The organism is Pollutimonas rozaliensis (assembly GCF_048751585.1).
Classification (GTDB): domain Bacteria; phylum Pseudomonadota; class Gammaproteobacteria; order Burkholderiales; family Burkholderiaceae_B.
Window position 1 is genome coordinate 1 of sequence record NZ_JAZHOB010000001.1, and the last position, 17,426, is coordinate 17,426.

At 60.9% G+C, this 17,426-nt stretch carries 16 protein-coding genes; 7 read left to right on the forward strand and 9 right to left on the reverse strand.

The annotated features are described in order from the left end of the window. Positions 1–631: 631 nt before the first annotated feature. The 3 genes from rng to V0R37_RS00015 are packed head-to-tail and all read left to right on the forward strand — an operon-like array spanning position 632 to position 3,328. Positions 632–2,092 (forward strand): ribonuclease G, encoded by a 1,461-nt coding sequence (gene rng / locus V0R37_RS00005; RefSeq protein ID WP_420372528.1) that lies wholly within the window; start codon positions 632–634, stop codon positions 2,090–2,092. 58 nt (positions 2,093–2,150) lie between these two features. Continuing rightward, on the forward strand, positions 2,151–3,011 hold the full coding sequence (locus V0R37_RS00010) for a sulfite exporter TauE/SafE family protein (RefSeq protein ID WP_420372529.1): 861 nt from the start codon (positions 2,151–2,153) through the stop codon (positions 3,009–3,011). Beyond that, positions 3,008–3,328: a DUF1634 domain-containing protein gene (locus V0R37_RS00015; RefSeq protein WP_420372530.1), complete on the forward strand. Its 321-nt coding sequence runs from the start codon at positions 3,008–3,010 to the stop codon at positions 3,326–3,328. Before V0R37_RS00010 ends, V0R37_RS00015 begins: the two co-directional genes overlap by 4 nt. A gap of 45 nt (positions 3,329–3,373) precedes the next feature. Here the strand turns inward: V0R37_RS00015 and V0R37_RS00020 are convergent, their stop codons facing one another. Beyond that, positions 3,374–3,802, reverse strand: coding sequence for a hypothetical protein (locus tag V0R37_RS00020; protein ID WP_420372531.1), 429 nt, complete (start codon positions 3,800–3,802; stop codon positions 3,374–3,376). Between the two features lie 38 nt (positions 3,803–3,840). Then, the gene (gene msbA / locus V0R37_RS00025; RefSeq protein WP_420372532.1) at positions 3,841–5,619 is read right to left on the reverse strand and encodes a lipid A export permease/ATP-binding protein MsbA; all 1,779 of its coding nucleotides are present in this window, start codon (positions 5,617–5,619) and stop codon (positions 3,841–3,843) included. Between the two features lie 107 nt (positions 5,620–5,726). Between msbA and V0R37_RS00030 the strand changes: the two genes are divergently transcribed. From V0R37_RS00030 to V0R37_RS00045, 4 genes are read left to right on the forward strand one after another with little or no spacing between them, the layout of a single operon-like run. After that, positions 5,727–6,698 carry a glycosyltransferase family 9 protein gene (locus V0R37_RS00030; protein WP_420372533.1) on the forward strand — a complete coding sequence of 324 codons (972 nt, stop codon included), beginning with the start codon at positions 5,727–5,729 and terminating at the stop codon, positions 6,696–6,698. A 3-nt stretch (positions 6,699–6,701) separates the two neighbouring features. Then, on the forward strand, positions 6,702–7,466 hold the full coding sequence (locus V0R37_RS00035) for a YdcF family protein (protein WP_420372534.1): 765 nt from the start codon (positions 6,702–6,704) through the stop codon (positions 7,464–7,466). Between the two features lie 3 nt (positions 7,467–7,469). After that, entirely contained in the window at positions 7,470–7,724 is a 255-nt protein-coding gene (locus V0R37_RS00040; protein WP_420372535.1) for a YkgJ family cysteine cluster protein, read from the forward strand. Positions 7,725–7,768: 44 nt separating this feature from the next. Beyond that, positions 7,769–8,053 (forward strand): hypothetical protein, encoded by a 285-nt coding sequence (locus V0R37_RS00045; protein ID WP_420372536.1) that lies wholly within the window; start codon positions 7,769–7,771, stop codon positions 8,051–8,053. A 78-nt stretch (positions 8,054–8,131) separates the two neighbouring features. Here V0R37_RS00045 and V0R37_RS00050 read toward each other — a convergent pair whose 3' ends face one another. Genes V0R37_RS00050 through dnaE form a run of 7 tightly spaced genes read right to left on the reverse strand, consistent with a single transcriptional unit; the run spans position 8,132 to position 17,411 of the window. Then, on the reverse strand, positions 8,132–9,313 hold the full coding sequence (locus tag V0R37_RS00050; protein ID WP_420372537.1) for a glycosyltransferase family 4 protein: 1,182 nt from the start codon (positions 9,311–9,313) through the stop codon (positions 8,132–8,134). 10 nt (positions 9,314–9,323) lie between these two features. After that, positions 9,324–10,046, reverse strand: coding sequence for a polysaccharide deacetylase family protein (locus tag V0R37_RS00055; RefSeq protein WP_420372538.1), 723 nt, complete (start codon positions 10,044–10,046; stop codon positions 9,324–9,326). A gap of 8 nt (positions 10,047–10,054) precedes the next feature. Then, positions 10,055–11,191 (reverse strand): glycosyltransferase family 4 protein, encoded by a 1,137-nt coding sequence (locus V0R37_RS00060; RefSeq protein WP_420372539.1) that lies wholly within the window; start codon positions 11,189–11,191, stop codon positions 10,055–10,057. Positions 11,192–11,240: 49 nt separating this feature from the next. Beyond that, positions 11,241–11,990: a glycosyltransferase family 2 protein gene (locus V0R37_RS00065; protein WP_420372540.1), complete on the reverse strand. Its 750-nt coding sequence runs from the start codon at positions 11,988–11,990 to the stop codon at positions 11,241–11,243. Next, entirely contained in the window at positions 11,987–12,826 is an 840-nt protein-coding gene (locus tag V0R37_RS00070) for a polysaccharide deacetylase family protein (protein ID WP_420372541.1), read from the reverse strand. Before V0R37_RS00070 ends, V0R37_RS00065 begins: the two co-directional genes overlap by 4 nt. Further along, positions 12,823–13,923, reverse strand: a complete 1,101-nt coding sequence (locus V0R37_RS00075; RefSeq protein ID WP_420372542.1) for a glycosyltransferase family 4 protein — start codon at positions 13,921–13,923, stop codon at positions 12,823–12,825. The genes V0R37_RS00070 and V0R37_RS00075 overlap by 4 nt, the downstream gene beginning before the upstream one ends. Then, positions 13,920–17,411, reverse strand: a complete 3,492-nt coding sequence (gene dnaE, locus V0R37_RS00080) for a DNA polymerase III subunit alpha (protein ID WP_420372543.1) — start codon at positions 17,409–17,411, stop codon at positions 13,920–13,922. Before dnaE ends, V0R37_RS00075 begins: the two co-directional genes overlap by 4 nt. Positions 17,412–17,426 lie beyond the last annotated feature (15 nt).

Here is a 17,426-nt window from a genome sequence, read left to right on the forward strand (position 1 = left end):
AAACGAGATTATGAAGCAGTTTTTTAAGCTTGTCAAGTTGGGGTGTGTCGCGCTGGCCTCAAGACCTAAACCGCCAAACCCCCACCGAACCGCCGCTGCCACCTTCCTCGCCGTGGCGCCCAACCCCTTTCGAAGTCCTGCGGCCAAGCCCGTAAGCTTACCACAGTTTGGCGCACCGCCTTGCTGCGCTTCGCCCCACCTTACCCGCCTAAACGCCCATGAAATCAAGGACTTGAATCGGGTGCGCCGCTAGGGAAAACCCTAGTGCCGTGTGCTGCGAAGAACAGAACTATAGCACCGCTTTTTAGGCCGTGCAAATCGAAATCGGCCCAAAATGCCCGGCCGTGCCCCCCGCCCGCCCCGCCCGGCGCGCAAGGCCTTGAAATCCCACTGAAATATTTTTTTAAGAAAAATGAAATAGTTGACGGCCGAACCGCTGAATCCGGCCGAAAAGGTCGGGATGGGCCCTATCGCATAGTTAAAAAGGGGCCATGTCCCAGTTCTTCTTCATGGGTGGGATGGCATGCGGCCGCCTATGACCAAACGCAATACTTCCTTTATCTTTGGAATCGAACACAGCATGCGTCGAATCCGCCATACTCTCTATATAGACAACCCGCCCACGAGCATCATGACTGAAGACATACTGATAAACGTCACTCCCTTTGAAACACGCGTCGCACTGGTAGAGCAAGGAGCGGTACAAGAGCTGCATATGGAACGCAGCATCCAGCGGGGCCACGTGGGCAATCTATATCTGGGCAAGGTGGTGCGCGTATTGCCGGGCATGCAAAGCGCTTTTGTCGATATAGGGCTGGACCGCGCCGCATTCATCCATGTGGCCGACCTTAGGCAGAACCGGACGGAGCGCAGCACCGGCGCGGCGGTGACACCCATCGAAAAACTGCTGTTCGAAGGCCAGTCCCTTATGGTGCAGGTGATCAAGGATCCGCTGGGCACCAAAGGAGCGCGGCTTTCCACGCAGATCAGCATTGCCGGACGCATGCTGGTCTACCTGCCCTACGATCCCCATGTCGGCATCTCGCAGAAGATCGAATCGGAGGAAGACCGGATCGCGCTGCGGGAACGGGTGCTGCAGTTCAGGGGGGACGACAAGGGCGGGTTCATCGTCCGCACCCAGGCCGAGGGCGCCACCGATGAGGAACTGCAGGCGGATCACACCTATCTTCGCACTTTGTGGAACAGCATCCAGGAGAAGGCCAAGAGCCAGCCCACGCCATCGGTGCTCTATACCGACCTGACCCTGGGTCAACGCGTCTTGCGCGACATGGTTGGACCCAATACCGGAACGATATTGGTGGATTCGCGCAGCACCACGCAGCAATTGCTGGAATGGGCGAAGACATACACGCCGTCGGTGCTGGACCGCATCAAGCACTACAGCGGCGAACGCCCATTGTTCGATACAGCCAACGTCGACGAGGAAATCGCACGTGCGCTGTCGCGCCGGGTCGATCTGAAGTCGGGCGGCTACCTGATCATCGACCAGACCGAGGCGCTGACCACAGTGGACGTGAATACAGGCGGCTTCGTGGGCGGGCGCAATTTCGACGACACCATCTTCAAGACCAACCTGGAAGCCGCCGTGGCGCTGGCGCGCCAGTTGCGCCTGCGCAACCTGGGCGGCATCATCATTCTTGATTTCATCGATATGGACGATGCGGAGCACCGCAATTCCGTGCTGACCGAGTTGAACAAGGCGCTAAGCAAAGACCGCACCCGCATGACGGTCAGCGGATTCAGCCAATTGGGTCTGGTCGAGATGACCCGCAAGCGCACGCGCGACTCGCTGGCGCATCAATTATGCGAGCCCTGCCCCACCTGCCAGTCGCGCGGCAATGTCCGCACACCGCGCACCTTGTGCTACGAGATCCTGCGGGAAATACTGCGCGAATCGCGCCAGTTCAACCCCAAGGAGTTCCGCATCCTGGCCTCGCAGGCCATCGTGGATCTGTTCCTGGAAGAAGAAAGCGCCCATCTGGCCATGCTGGGCGACTTCATCGGCAAGCCTGTCTCGCTGGAAGTGGAAAGCCAGTATTCGCAGGAACAATACGATATCGTCCTGATCTGACCGTCCCGGTACACTCACTGTTTTTTTGTGACCGATAGGGAGGCTTGAAGACAAGCGCATGTCAGGGACAGTTATCTTGTTGTTGTTTGCATCGGCTTTCGGGGCCAGCGCGCTGGGCGGCGTACTCGGCATGGCGAGCGGCATCTTCATCGTGCCGATACTCACGCTGTTCTTTGGCCTGGATATCCGGATCGCCATCGGAGCGAGCATCGTGTCGGTCATCGCCTGCTCCTGCGCAAGCGCCCAGCCGTTCTTGAAAGCGGGGCTGACGAATATCCGCCTTGCCATTGTTCTGGAAACGGCAACCGCATTGGGCGCGCTCACCGGCGTGTTTTTTATCGGACTGATCCCCGAGCCCTACCTCTATGGCCTGTTCGCCGCCATTCTGGCCATATCGGCCAGGCAGATGCTGGCCCGGCGGCGCGAGAGGGTGATCACGGACACGCCCGATCCGGGCAGCTGGGCCACATGGCTAAGGCTGCACTCGGAGTTTCCAGCGGGGAAAGCGGGCCATTCCATCGCCTACCAAGTGGGCCATGTGCCCCTGGGACTGTTCCTGATGTACGGAGCGGGCGTGCTGTCCGCCTTGCTTGGCATTGGTTCCGGCGTATTGAAAATTCCCGCAATGGATGCGGCGCTGCGCTTGCCGATCAAAGTGTCATCGGCCACGTCGAACTTCATGATCGGGGTGACCGCCTCGGCCAGCGCCGTCGCTTACTTTATAAGCGGCGATATCGATGTGGCCGTCGCCGCGCCCGTGGCCCTGGGTTCCGTCCTGGGCGCATTCGCCGGAGCCCGCCTCTTGCTGCGCATCCCCGCTGATCGGCTCCGCGTCTTTTTCGTACTGGTGCTGTCGCTGCTGGCCATCCAGATGCTGATGAGCAGCCTGGGGATAGATTTTTCGGGAGCAACATCATGAAGCCGGATGCGGGCGTTCGCGAGCGGAAGGATCAGGCAATCGCCGGGTTGCTGAGATGGGGAACGTGGCTCGCCTCGTCGATCATCGCTATCGGGATGATCATCGGCTTCGCCGCTTTCCTGGACTCGCCGCCCGGCCTCGACTGGAAGCGGGTGGCGGGCTTCGGCATTGCCCTTTTCATCCTCCTTCCCATACTTCGCGTGGGCCTGATGCTGGCCATGTTCCTGCGCGAACGGGACTATACGTATGCGGTCATTTCGGGCTCGGTATTGGCGATCATCCTGGCCGCGTCCTTGGTAGGCCTTTACTGGAACTGACCCATAAATCGATTCAGGCTGCGGAGCCATGCGGCTCCGCCGGTTTCAGCCCCCTGGTTGCGGGCAAACTTCTGGGTGGCTGATCGAATCGAACAATTGTTCGATCCGCGCCTTGGTGCCGCTGTCCGCATAATAGGAGTACACCTGCGCCTTGGCCCGGTCGTCTTCCATCATGGTGCTTTGATACTGAGTCAGGTCGACGACGATGGCTCGTTCATAGGAAGCGGAGGGTTCCGGCATTTGCGTGATGGTGGCGTAGCTGGTCTGGCGTGGGTCCAGAGTGAATTTTGCCGAGGCGCCGCAGGCCGCCTCGTGCTTGAACAAGGCCATCTGGATTTTGGGAAAAGTCAGCGGTATGACGCGTTCGCCGCGAAAATAGGCGGGATCGCGCACATCGCCAATGCGCAGTCCCTGTGGAGTGGCGGCGCAGCCGGCCAGTATCGCCGCTGCGGCGAGCATTGCCATTATCTTCATATCGTGTGATTTTCCTTGCTTGGCGTCATGCCGATTGCTTAATCTTCTTCACGGAACTGCATGCGGTAAAGCGAAGCATACAGCCCATTCAGTTCCAGCAGCTCTTCGTGCCGGCCCTGCTCCACGATTTTCCCCGCATCCAGCACGACTATACGGTCGGCCTTTTGCACGGTCGACAAGCGGTGGGCGATCACCAGCGTGGTGCGCCCCGCCATGAGCAGCTCCAGCGACGCCTGCACTTGCCGCTCCGACTCGTTATCGAGCGCGGACGTAGCCTCGTCCAGGATGAGTATGGGTGCATTCTTGATCAGCGCCCGCGCAATCGCCAGGCGCTGGCGCTGGCCTCCCGACAGCTGGCTGGCGTTCTCGCCTACCGGCGTATCGAGCCCCTGCGGCAGGCTTTCGACGAAGTCCAGCAAATTGGCGGCATCCAGCGCTTTGCGGATCTCGTCGTGGCTGGCTTCGTGCAAGGCGCCGTAGCCCACATTGTCGGCAATGGTTCCATCGAAAAGCACGACGTCCTGGCTGACCAGGGAAAGGTGGGCGCGCAGGCCGCGCAGACTGAGATCCTTGATGTTCTGACCATCGATGGACACCTGGCCGCTACCGGGATTGACGAAGCGCGGCAACATGTTCACCAGCGTCGTCTTGCCACTGCCCGATCGGCCGACCAGCGCAACCGTCTGTCCCGGCTCGGCCACAAAGGACACGTTGGAAAGCGTATCGGTCTGGGCATTGGGAAAACGATGATAGATGCCGCTGAACTCGACCCGGCCCTTGACCGGCAGCGATAGCACTTCAGTCCCGCCATCTTCCTCGGGTTTTTGATCTATCAGCGTAAACACGCTTTCGGCGGAGATCAGCATTCTTTGCATGGCGCTGGCGATATTGGTCAACCGCTTCATGGGGTCGAATATCTGGCCGAGCGCCGCCATGAAGGCGGCGAAGCTGCCTACGGTAAGGCCCTGATTATTGGCCTGATACAAGGCGACCGCGATGACGGCCGCCACCGACAAGGCAATGGAGAACTGCGACAGAGGCGACATGGCCGCATCGGCGCTGGCCGCCCGCATGGCAAAGCGCCGGAGCCGGCTGTTTACGTATTCGAAGCGGCCCGATTCACGCTCGTAGCCGTCGAACAGCTTGATGACCCGCTGGCCGTCGATGCCCTCGCGCACGACGCGCGTAAGCTCGGCGTTCATGCCTATGGTGTCGCGATTGATGCGGCGCAGCCGCTTGATGAAGATGCGCGCAATAATGGTCGAAACAGGCAGCATGACCAGTACGATCAGTGTCAGTTGCCAGGACATATACAGCAGCACGCACAATAGCGCCACGACTACCAGCGATTCGCGCACGACAACGGTTATGACCTCGGTGGCCAGGCCTGTGACCGTGCCGGCGTCGATGGTGAAGCGATTGAGCAGCCGCCCGGAATCGCCGCGCTTGAAGTCCTCGTCGGACAAGCCCAGCAAACGCGAGAACATCTCCTTGCGCAGGCCCAGCAGCATGTTGTTGGCCACCCAGGCCAGCAGATAGGTGCTGGCATAGCTGCATATGCCGCGAAGAAGCATCAGGCCCACGACCGCCAGGGGAATCGACCACATGTACGAAGGCTTCGCCCCCGAAAAGCCATCGTCCAGCAAGGGCTTCATGATGATGGCCAGCGTGGGCTGCGTGGCGGCGGCGACGCTGACCAGAAGAACGGCCACGATGACCGCCTTCCAGTAGACGCCCAGGCGGCTGTAGATACGGCGCCACAGGTCGAGCTTGACGGGGTCCGAACGAGACGATGCGGCTTCAGTGGCTGACTTCAACAATAAACTCGCTTATATACTATTGGGTGAATCATTTTAACGTTCCTTCGCTGAACGCCGATTGCAAACATCAACCATCATACCGCCCCAAACCCACCCTTCCTCTCATGACTATGCCTTCCGCCATCTACGTACGTCTTCCCAACTGGATCGGCGATGTCTGCATGAGTCTTCCCAGCTTGCATGCGCTGCTGGATACCCAAGTTCCCGTTGTGGTCTGCGCGCGCCCCTGGGCCAGGGATCTCTTGGCGGGCTACAAACTGGATGGATTCGTGGAGATGAAAGGCCGCTGGCGGGAAGACCGGGCCGCCGTCCAGCAGCACAAGAAGAAAGCGCAGCATGCACACCCGCGCGGCCTGCTGCTGCCAGATTCCCTGTCCAGCGCCATGGTATTCAAGTTTGCGGGCGTTCCCAGCGCCGGCTACCGCGACGACGGCCGCAGCCTGATCTTGCGCTGGCCCATAGTCAAGCCGCCGGAGCACCTGCACGCAGTGGAATCCTGGTATTACGTGACCAGCCAGGCGCTCAGGCGCTGGAACCTTCCCGTACATTCCTTGCCATCAAAAAGAAAGCTGGGATTGCGCCTTGCCGGCAGGCACGGCGCCGAAGCCATGCATGCCGTGGATGCCGCCGGACTGGAGCCGGGCCAATTCATACTGATCGCTCCCACGGCGACGGGGCTGCATCGCGGAAAAATCAAGGTCTGGCCGCACTTCGACGCCCTGACGCGCCGCCTGCAGGAGCTCGGCCATGTCGTCGCCATGTGTCCGCCTCCCGCCGAGGCCGAAGCGGCCAGGCGCAATGCGCCGACCGCTGTTTGCCTGCCGCCCTTGAAGCTGGGCGCGTTTGCTACACTCACCCAACTTGCCGCGCTGGTTGTATGCAACGACTCCGGGGTTTCGCACCTGGCCGCCGCCGCCCATGCCAAGCAACTGACGTTGTTCGGCGTCACCCAGCGCGAACGCACGGGCCCCTGGTCCGACTTGGCCGCTTGCCTGGGCTCAATGCATGCCTGGCCCACGCTGGAGCAAGCCGAACAACAGATACTTGATCTTTTGCCCGAAAAAATTGAACGGTAACGCATGACGATTTCGAGCTTCCTTACCAATCTGGTAATACCGCTGAACCTGTGCATAACCCTGTTGCTGATGGCGGCGGTATTGTTCATGGTGCGCTGGCGCAAGACGGCTTTTTTTATCGCCGCCTCCGGATTGGGATGGGCGCTGTTCTGGTCCCTGCCCGCCTCGTCGCTATGGGCGGGAGGCCGCCTGGAGCAGTTGTACCCGCACAGGCCCGTCATGGCGCTGCCCACCGCGCAGGCCATTGTCGTCCTGGGCGGCAGCACCGCCAATGGCCGGCAGAACTGGTTCGAACCCTACGACAGCGCCACGGCATCCGCGCGCGTCGATACGGCTGCCGTCCTGTACAAAGCCCGTCGAGCTCCGTTGATCATTCTTTCGGGCGCGGCCCTTGAAGGCAACACCAGCGAGGCCCAAATGATGGCCAACGCATTGAAGGAAGAAGGCATACCCGACGATGCGATGGTGTTGGAAAACCGAAGCTTCACCACGCACGAAAACGCCCTTTACACCGCACAGAAACTGAAAGAACGCCACATCGGCCAAGTCCTGCTGGTGACATCGGCCCTGCACATGCCGCGCGCCATGGCTGTGTTCAGGAAGCAGGGCATCAGCGCCGTCGCCTCTCCATCGCCGCCGCAAATCGTGGTTCCCGACGATTCCAGATTTTCATTCTGGCAACCCAATATGCGCGCCCTCTCCGCCAGCCGCTCCATCGTGAAGGAATACGTGGGACTGCTGGTGTATTGGATTCGGGGCTGGATCTAGATCATGCAATGCCGTGCAGGCTGCGGCGCGTGCTGCATTGCGCCATCCATATCAAGCCCCATTCCGGGCATGCCTTTCGGGAAGCCGGCGGGAATCCGCTGCGTACAACTGGCGGACGACAACCGCTGCCGGATCTTCGGGCGGCCGGAAAGACCCGCTGTCTGCGCGGGACTGCAAGCCACGCAGGAAATGTGCGGATCGAGCCGCGAAGAGGCGATCCGCTGGATAGCCCGCCTGGAAGACGCTACTGCCCCGTAGCAGCAATCCCGCACTTGATCGATGCTACACTCGGGCGGTCCTGTATGGACGACGACGCGGGTTGTATTCGTGCCGCCCGCGGATTAAATCAAAAAACGGGGGCTTCCATGCACTACATCATCCTTATTCTCGCCGCCATGCTCATGGGCACTGCCATCGGCGCCTTGCTTGTGCCGCGCAACAAATCCCTTTTCATTGGTTCTCTTGCCGCGATTGCGCTGGGGGCCGGCACCATGGCTACCGGATCCTGGATTTTGCTGGCGATCGGAACGGCGATCTTCCTGGCGGCGCAGGCCACGCAGCGGGACAACGCTTCCCTGCAGGCCTGATCGCAGCTCATAGCCGGTTCATCCGCCACGAGGTTCAAGCAAGCGGGAACCCGGCTTGCGCGGATAGCACCGCGAATCTTATCGCCGCCCTACAGGGCGGTTTTGCTTGTCGGCCTCGCGCTCTTTGAGTATCTCTTGATATAGCCCCAGATACTCGCCGGCTACTTCGCTCCAGGTATGCCTGTCCACGACATCGCTGCCGCCCTGCACCAGGCGTTGGCGCCAGGCCTCGTCGCCGTCGATGCGTGCAATGAACTGTGCCAGTTGCTCGTCGTTTTCGGGATGATCCAGCACCATGGCGTCCTGCCCGTCCTGCACATACTGCGCAAACCCGCACCACGGTGCCGGGCTGAGAATGACCGGAAGATCGAAGGACATGGCCTCCAGCGGCGCCATGCCAAAACTGTCGTTCAGCGTGGGATGCACGTAAATGTCGGCGACCTGGTAGTACGGCGCCACGTCGGCGGTTTCCTCGACCAGCTTTATGCGTTCGGACAGGCCCTGGTTTTCGGGAGGCTTGTGTATGAAATCGCGCGTAGCGGCATTGCTGCCCACAATCAGCAGCTTGTATCGGGCCGGCAACCGCGCCAAGGCCTTCAGCACCGTTGGCAGGCCTTTGCGCATGGGATTGCGCGCCACCAGCAGGCATACGCAATCGTCAGCCGAAAAACCCAATGCGCTGCGCGCCTGCGGCCTGGCGGCCCGGTCCGAAGGCGCGGATCGGGATACGCCTGGCGGAATAATGGGAAAGGATAAGCTCTGCCCGTAAGCCTGCTTCAGCTGTTCGGCAATCAAACCGGATACAGCGACCGTCCGGTGGCCCGGCCTGGCGGCCACGCGCCGCGCTTCCAGCCTTAGATAGGCCTGGACACGCAAGCTGGCGTAAGACAGCAGCCGTTTGATCCCGGGCAGCGCCCGCACTCGCCAGTTGTAGCGCACGGGCGTGACATGCACGACCTCCACGTCGCCGCACCAGCCATTCATGTGAGAGTGGACGATGTCGTAGCCCTTGCGCGTAGCCCGGCGCGCGCGCCACGCAAACAGCAGCACACGCACCCAGCTGGGCAGGAAAGGCCAGGACCGCAAGGGAACAAAATGCAGCTTCAGGCCGCATTCCGGATCGTAGTCCCGGGCGAACACGGTAATGTCGTGGGCGGCGGAAAGTTCGCGCATGAGCTCGACCCCGTAAGCCTCGGCTCCGCCGTAACGGTTTCCAAATCGATCTACGACGAAGGCGATTTTCAGGCTGGGCATGGGCATGCGTTATCCCTTATTCCTTGCGCCGCTTCTCTTCCAGCCGTGTCATGCATTTTTGCAAAAAGCGGAAGATATTGGTTGATCGGGCGACTGTGACCCGGGGCAGGCCGAACAGGTCGTCGCTTTCCTTGGCCAGGCCGCCTTGAGTAGTCGTGGCGTTGGTATAGCCGGCACTGCGCACCATGGCCCGCACATCGGGCGATTCGCCCCCGTAGGGGTAGCAAAAAGCGGTAACTTCGCTGTCCAGAACAGCCTCCAGTTCTTGCTTGGATTGCCGGATCTGGTAATCGGCGACTTCGGGGGACAGCTTGGGCAGAAAGGGATGATCCAGTGTGTGCGAGCCGACCTCCATGCCGGCGAGCGCCCAGTTCCGCATTTCGTCAATGGACATCAGGTCGGCATGCGCGATGCCTTTTTCGTAGTCCCAGACATTGCCGCCGTCCAATTGGCGGGCCACGAAATAGTTGGTGGCGGTGAAATCCTGTTCGCGAAGGATGGGCAAGGCGTGCTGGTACACATTGCGATAGCCGTCGTCGAAGGTAATGCCGACCACCTTTCCATGCCGCTCGCCACGCACATAGGGCAGCAAATCGCGCATGGAAAGGCCGCGATAGCCGAAACGGCGCAGCCACGTCATTTGCCGCCGGAAATCCGTGGGGTGCACGATAAGGCTGCGATACGGCGACCCTTTGACTGCGGGCCGGCCTATCTGGTGATACATGAGAATCGGAATCATATGGCTGATTATATCGGCGCAGTCAGATCCCGTACCAGGCGGTTTGCCTGCGCATACACTTTTTTGGTGTCTTCGATAAAGCCCGGCGTCGAGAACATGTGCTCGACCCGTTCGCGCGCGGACCTGCCCAATGCAGCCAGGGCCTGGGGATTCTCCAGTATGCGGCGCAATGCATCGGTCATTGCGTCGATGTCTCCGGCAGGCACCACCCAACCGTCCAGGCCGTCGCGAACGTTCTCCGGCAGGCCGCCGGCATTGGACACCAGCGCAGGCAGGCCCATGGCCATGGTTTCGCAGCTGGCATACGAGGCGGCTTCACGATAGGACAGGACGAAACCGATATCGCAAGCGCCCAGCACCGTGCGGACATCCTTGACCAGTCCGGGAAAAATCACGAGCTTGCGCATGGCAAGCAAGTCGACCTTGGCCTGCATACAGGGCGTGGGAGGGTCGCCGGCGACCACGATGCGCAAACGCCTTTGCTGGTCCGGCGCCAGCCGGGAAACAGCCTGAACCAGGTCCAGCCAGCCTTTGTTGTAATCGGTCCCGCCTATGCTGCCCAATACCAGCACATCATCGTCCAGCGGGCCGAACAGCCGATTCCTGAATGCCTGCCTGTCGGCCGGATCGACGGGTTGCAGATAGTTGTGATCGATTCCGTTCCTGACCACGCTGATGGGATGGCGGCTATAGCCCGATTGACCCAGGATGCGGGCAACGTATTCGCATACGGCAATCGACGCATGCGTGCCGAACCGGGCCCGCATGCGATGGCCGAAGCTGCACACGGGATTGGTATTGTGCTTGGTCCATACGATGGCCGGCCGATGCCGCAGCCCGATGCTGGCCAGCATGACGTGCCGATGATCGGCGCCGCCATTGACATGGACGACATCGAAGCGCTCTTGCCGAAGGAACTTGCGTAAACGCCAGACTTCCTTCAGAAGAGTCAGCGGCCGCGAGGTATACAGGCCCGGCAGGACGCGCACGCCCTGCTCGGCCGATGCGGCCCGATACAGGCGGCCAGTCGGTGGAGCAGCCACGGTCAGGTCGTATTGGCCTTTCAGCCCCTTCAGCAGGCTGAGCACATACGTAACATAGCCGCCGCCATTTCCATGGTGGATGTCGGTAATAAGGATTTTCATTGCGGGCCGGCGATATCCTTGGACGCCCCCGCGTCGTCGGCTCCACCGTTTATTTATTTTGTTTGTTTAATAATAGCAATTTATTGTAACGAAAAAAACTGCCCGCGGCACCCATTGTTGCAAGAATGAAACCTTCTTTTCCGTCCAGAAACCCCCGACGTATCAGGTACATACGCACGAAGGTCCATATTGCATGGCCCGTGGCGCCCAGCACGCTGGTTTTCTTGCCCCGGGCATGCATCATGGCGGCCGCCTCGGAGGAGTAAAGGTTTATCTTTGCGATAAAGGTTTCCAGGTCGGCATAGGGATAGTGCAGAAAATGCCCGTCCAGAACCAGGGGCTGGGTACGCGGCAACACGCTTTCGTGCACCGCCACGTCCTTGAATCGGGCCGTGCCCCGCTTGAACAGGCGCAACACGTGGTCGGGCCACCATCCGCTATGGCGTATCCAGCGCCCGCCGAAATTCGACAGACGCGCTATCTTGTAAGCCTCGCCGCGCGGCTGCTCCAGCTCGCGCAGGATGGCCCGCGCCAGTTCCGGCGTAACGCGCTCGTCGGCATCGATGGAAAGCACCCATTCGCCGCCGGCCAGATCAAGCGCCCGATTCTTTTGCGGGCCGAATCCAGGCCAATCCGCCGTCAGGCTGACCTTGGCGCCCTTGCCTTCGGCGATCTCACGGGTTCCATCCGTGCTGCCGGAATCCAGCACGATGATCTCATCGGCAAAGCCGACCGAATCGATGCAATCGCCGATATGCCGGGCTTCGTTCTTGGTGATGATGATGACCGAAAGCTTCATGCGCGCTTCCTGAGGCTGCGCTTCCAGAGCTTCCACTTGTTGAACAAAGGCCCGATAAGCGGATGCGCGGCCACCTGGATGCGCCGCCCCACGGAATTGCCGGACGTATTGCGGACCGCGAAACGAAAGATGTGCGCGGGATCGGTGCCCGGGCGGTTTTGGCCGAACGCCTGCGTGGTGTACAAGTAGCGAAAGCCAGCCTCTTTGGCCAGGCGGGTGTAGTCGGCATCGAAGTAGCCCTGCGGCCAGCAGAAATGCTCCGAAACGTTGCCCAGATGAGCGTTCAGGGCTGCCCGCGACAGTGCCAGCTCTTCGGCGAGGCGCGTATTTTTTTCCTGCGGCGCAATCAGATCCCAACGCGTATGGGTATGGGTATGGCTATGGAACTGGATGACACCGTCATCCCTCATGGCCTTGATTTCACTCCAGCGCAATACGACCTCGTCGCCGCGCCCCTGCGCGATACGCGTTTCGCAATCGTGGTGGGAAGGCGTTTCGGGCAGCTCGCCCTGGCCCAGGCAATGCCGCAAGGGGCCATCGCCCACCCAGCCAGTGACCAGGAAAATCAAGGCGGTATAGCCGTATTTCTTCAGAAGGGGGTAGGCGTAGACCCAGTTGTCCAGATAGCCGTCATCGAAGGTAATCAGCACGGATCGGGCAGGCGCGGGCTTGCCGCCCAAATGCGCGGCGAACTCGTCGCTGCCCAGCGATCGGTAGCCGTGGCGTTTCAACCACTGCAACTGGTCTTCGAAGTTGGACGGCGTAACATTGATCATGCCCTCGACGGGAGAAACATGGTGGTACATCAATACCGGCACGGTCTGGGTATGCTTCATTGCTTTCGCTCCGTAAGCCAACGGGTATAGCAGGATTCAATGCGTTCGACCATGGCGCCCAGGCTGAACCGACCCTGTTCGCGGCAGAAATCCAGACCGGCCCCGCCCATCCGGCTGCGCAGATCCGGGTCGTCGACCAGGCGCTTTATGGCCTCCGTCAACGCCGCCCGGTCATCCAGCGGCACAAGTATGCCGCTGATGCCGTCCCGCATCATTTCCGGGACGCCATCCACGCGGGTTCCCACGACGGGCAAGCCCGCCGCGCCCGCCTCGACAAAAACGGTGCCGGACGCTTCCTTGCGCGTGGCCAGCGCAAAAAGGTCGAAGCCAGCCAGCAAATTGGGCACATCGCTGCGAACGCCAAGCAAGTGTATGCGTTGCTCCAGGCTTCTTTCGGCAATATAGGCCTGCACATCCTCGAAGACCGGCGAACCGCCGCCGACGAACACCAGATGCAGCCCGGGCCTTTCCTTGAACAAGGGCTCCATGGCGTCGATCAGGTCTTTATGTCCCTTCTGTGCGCGCATGACGGCCACGCAACCGACCACGATGTCATCCTTTGCCAGGCCTAACTCCTGGCGCAAGGTGGATCGTTCGGGTATGGGCGGCAGCTCCACGGCGGGATAGACAGTGGCTACATGGGCCGGCGGCACGCCGCGCGCAATCAGATGATCGCGCACGAAATCGCTGGCTGTCGTCACCCGATGGGGAATCACCGTGTAGGACAGCAAGGATCCCACGCGGTTGGCCAGATGGCGCGTACGCACAATCAGCGGCGTGCCGGCCAGCCGCCCGGCGCAACCAGCGACGATGGTATCCCGGCGGCTATGTGTGTTCAGCACATCGAAACGGCCGGTACGCAATACCTTGCGAATGAAGGCGACGCTTTTCACGAAATTGACCGGGCCGTCCATATAAGTGGTGTGCACGGTGAAACCCTGTTCACGCAAGCGCTGCGTCAATACGGCATGCGGTTGGCACACCGCCTCCAGGTGATGGCCACGGTCGCGCATGGCCAGCATCATGCGATAGATATACTGCTCTTGCCCGCCGAAGCTGGTGGCGGCTTCTGAATGGAGGATGCGCAAAGGCGTCATGAATACGTGATCTCCACACCATCCGGCACGGTCCAGTCGCCCAATTGATCCAGCATGGCATCGGCCATGCGGACGCGCCAGTCCTCGCCCAGACGGATCATGCACTGGAATTCATCGCGGTGCAGGCGGACCTCGACCGGCACACCGGGTACGCCGTTCTCGGGCTCGGCGCGGAAGGGATTGAGCATTTGCCGCAAGCGGGCGGCATCGGCATTGCCGTTGAGCGTGATGCGCAGGCTGCGGGCCCGCGCCTCCCTGGCAAGCTGAAGGTCAAACACCGATTCGGCCGATACGCGCAAGCCGCCCGAATAATCGTCGTTGCTGACTTTGCCATGGATGATGACGAGGCGGTCTTCCTTCAGGCGATTGCGATGCTGCTCGTACAACTCATTGAAAATCGCGACCTCGACCTGCGCCGAACCGTCGTCCAGAACGGCATACAGCATTTTCCCGCGGCGGGTCATCTTGGGGCGCACCGACGACAATACCCCGGCGAACCATTGCGGACTGCGCGACGCTTCCAGGCGCGCCAGCGGCTTGGGCGCGAAACGGCGTACTTCGTCGCGCCAGGCATCGAACAGGTGGCCGCTGAAATAGAAGCCCAAGGCGGCCTTTTCCTGGGTCAAGCGCGTTTGCAGATCCCAGGGAGCCACCTTCGCAAGCTCGCCCTCGACGATATCGTTCGCGTTGTCGGCAAAAAGCGATACCTGGTTGGCGCTGCGCTCGGCCTGCTCGGCCGCCTCGATGGCATTGCCCACCGTCGCCAGCAGGGCCGCCCGGTTTTCTTCGATCGTGTCGAAGGCGCCGGCGCGTATCAGCGCCTCGATGCAGCGGCGATTGACGGTATGCCGGTCCACGCGGCGGCAAAAATCGAACAGGCTGGAAAACGGACCGCCTTCGTTCCTGATGCGGATGATCTCTTCGACCGCGCCCTGGCCCGTGCCTTTGACGGCGCCCAGGCCGTAACGCATGGTGCGGGGCGGCTGACCCTTGGCGGAATAGGCATCGGGCACCGGTTCGAAGCGGTAGGCCGAGGCATTGACGTCGGGCGGCAAGACCTCTACGCCGTTGGCCAGCGCGTCTTTCCAGAAAATCTGCACCTTGTCGGTATCGTCCATATCGGACGACAAGGTGGCGGCAAGGAACTCGGCGGGGTGGTAGTGCTTGAGCCAGGCCGTTTGATAGGCGATCAAGGCATAGGCGGCGGAGTGACTTTTATTGAAGCCGTAGCCCGCAAACTTTTCCATCAAGTCGAACAGCTTGACGGCCAGCTTGGCATCGTAGCCCTTCTCGACCGCGCCCTTCTCGAAGATGGCGCGATGCTTGGCCATCTCCTCGGCTTTCTTCTTGCCCATGGCCCGGCGCAGCAAATCGGCGCCGCCCAGTGTGTATCCGCCGACGATCTGCGAAATGAGCATCACCTGCTCTTGATACACGATCACGCCGTAGGTGCTTTTCAGCACCGGCTCGAGGTCCTTGTGGAAATAATCGACTTCGGCGCGGCCGTGCTTGCGATTCACGAAATCGACCACCATGCCCGATTCAAGCGGGCCCGGACGGTACAGGGCCAGCATGGCGATGACGTCTTCGAACGTGTTGGGCCGCAGGTTCTTGAGCAGCTCCTTCATGCCGCGCGACTCAAGCTGGAACACCGCCGTGGTGTTGCCTTCGCTGAGCAGCTTATAGGCATGCGCATCGTTCAGCGGCAGCGCCATGACGTCGAAGTCGCGCTTGTCTTCGTTGAACTGGCGCACATAGCGCACGGCCCAATCCAGAATGGTCAGGTTGCGCAGGCCCAGGAAGTCGAACTTGACCAGCCCCGCCGCCTCGACATCGTCCTTGTCGAACTGCGACACCGCGTTGCTGTCCGTGCCGGGCTGGCAATACAAGGGGCAAAAATCGGTCAGCTTGCCCGGGGCGATCAGAACGCCTCCGGCGTGCATGCCGATATTGCGAGTCAACCCTTCGAGCGGTCGGGCCAGGTCGATCAGCGCCCGCACTTCCTCTTCTTGTTCGTAGCGCTCTTTGAATGTGGGTTCTTCTTCCAGCGCGCGCCCCAGGGTCCAGGGGTCGGCCGGACTGAACGGGATCAGCTTGGACAGGCCGTCGCACAAAGAGTATGGCATCTCCAGCACCCGGCCCACGTCGCGCACCACCGCCTTTGCGCCCAGGGTGCCGAAAGTGGCGATCTGGCTGACCGCTTCCTTGCCGTACTTTTGCTTGACGTAGTCGATGACGCGTTCGCGATTATCCTGGCAAAAGTCGATATCGAAGTCGGGCATGGATACCCGCTCGGGATTCAGGAAGCGCTCGAACAGCAAGTCGTAGCGTATGGGATCCAGATCGGTAATGCCCAGGGAGTAAGCCACCAAGGAGCCCGCGCCCGATCCGCGGCCCGGCCCCACCGGCACTCCATTGTTCTTGCCCCAGTTGATGAAATCGGCAACGATCAGGAAGTAGCCCGGGAAACCCATGCCGATAATGGTCTTGCACTCCCAGCGCAGCCGTTCCTGGTATTGGGGATAGTTCGCCTGCCGCTCGGCCAGGTCCGGAAAGAGCTGGACCATGCGCTTTTCCAGCCCTTCTTCGGCCAGATGCACCAGGTAGTCGTCCAGCGTAATGCCGTCCGGCGTGGGAAAGTCGGGCAGGCGCGGCTTGCCCAGTTCCAGAGTCAGGTTGCAGCGCTTGGCGATTTCCACCGAGTTGGCCAAAGCCGAGGGTACATCGGCAAAGCGCTCCGCCATTTCCTGGGAGCTGAGCAAGTACTGCTCTTCGGTAAAGCGGCGTACCCGGCGGGCGTTGCCCAGTTGTTCGCCTTCGGCAATGCAGACACGCGCCTCGTGGGCGCGAAAATCGCTGGACTGCAGGAATTGCACCGGATGGGTCGCGACGACAGGAAGGTTCAGCTTGCCGGCCAGGCGCATGGCGGCCTGCACGTAGATCTCGTCGCCATCATGCCCGCTGCGCTGCAATTCGATATAGTAGCGGTCCGGAAAAGCCCTGGCCCAGCTTGCCGCCACGATGGCGGCCTCGTCCGGCTTGCCGGCTTCCAGCATCTGGCCGACGTCACCCGCCCTGCCGCCGGAAATCACAATCAGTCCTTCCCGGCCCAGCAGCCATTCGCGGCGCACTTCCGCCCGGGCCTTGTACTGATTGTCCAGCCAGGCGCGTGTCAGGATGTCGCACAAAGCCAAATAGCCTTGCTGATTGCACGCCAGCAGAAGCAGGCGGGACGGTTTTTCGCGGTCTTGTTCATTTTCAAGCCAGACGTCGCAGCCGGCTATCGGCTTGATGCCGGCATTGCGCGCCGATTTGTAGAACTTGATGAAACCGAACAGATTGGAAAGATCGGTCAGCGCCATGGCTGGCTGCCCGTATTCAGCCGCCTTCTTCACCAGATCGGGAATGCGGGCCAGGCCGTCCACCACCGAAAACTCGGAGTGGACGCGTAAATGCACAAATGGGGTGGGGAAATTCGCTTCGGTCATGGTCGGATTGTACCC

Coding starts and splice junctions, on each gene's coding strand:
- V0R37_RS00015 (WP_420372530.1), top strand. CDS start 3,008: ATGAAGCCGGATGCGGGCGTTCGCGAGCGGAAGGATCAGGCAATCGCC.
- V0R37_RS00065 (WP_420372540.1), bottom strand. CDS start 11,990: ATGAAGCTTTCGGTCATCATCATCACCAAGAACGAAGCCCGGCATATC.
- V0R37_RS00030 (WP_420372533.1), top strand. CDS start 5,727: ATGACTATGCCTTCCGCCATCTACGTACGTCTTCCCAACTGGATCGGC.
- V0R37_RS00075 (WP_420372542.1), bottom strand. CDS start 13,923: ATGACGCCTTTGCGCATCCTCCATTCAGAAGCCGCCACCAGCTTCGGC.
- V0R37_RS00040 (WP_420372535.1), top strand. CDS start 7,470: ATGCAATGCCGTGCAGGCTGCGGCGCGTGCTGCATTGCGCCATCCATA.
- rng (WP_420372528.1), top strand. CDS start 632: ATGACTGAAGACATACTGATAAACGTCACTCCCTTTGAAACACGCGTC.
- V0R37_RS00010 (WP_420372529.1), top strand. CDS start 2,151: ATGTCAGGGACAGTTATCTTGTTGTTGTTTGCATCGGCTTTCGGGGCC.
- dnaE (WP_420372543.1), bottom strand. CDS start 17,411: ATGACCGAAGCGAATTTCCCCACCCCATTTGTGCATTTACGCGTCCAC.
- V0R37_RS00050 (WP_420372537.1), bottom strand. CDS start 9,313: ATGCCCATGCCCAGCCTGAAAATCGCCTTCGTCGTAGATCGATTTGGA.
- V0R37_RS00055 (WP_420372538.1), bottom strand. CDS start 10,046: ATGATTCCGATTCTCATGTATCACCAGATAGGCCGGCCCGCAGTCAAA.
- V0R37_RS00045 (WP_420372536.1), top strand. CDS start 7,769: ATGGACGACGACGCGGGTTGTATTCGTGCCGCCCGCGGATTAAATCAA.
- V0R37_RS00035 (WP_420372534.1), top strand. CDS start 6,702: ATGACGATTTCGAGCTTCCTTACCAATCTGGTAATACCGCTGAACCTG.
- V0R37_RS00070 (WP_420372541.1), bottom strand. CDS start 12,826: ATGAAGCATACCCAGACCGTGCCGGTATTGATGTACCACCATGTTTCT.
- V0R37_RS00060 (WP_420372539.1), bottom strand. CDS start 11,191: ATGAAAATCCTTATTACCGACATCCACCATGGAAATGGCGGCGGCTAT.
- V0R37_RS00020 (WP_420372531.1), bottom strand. CDS start 3,802: ATGAAGATAATGGCAATGCTCGCCGCAGCGGCGATACTGGCCGGCTGC.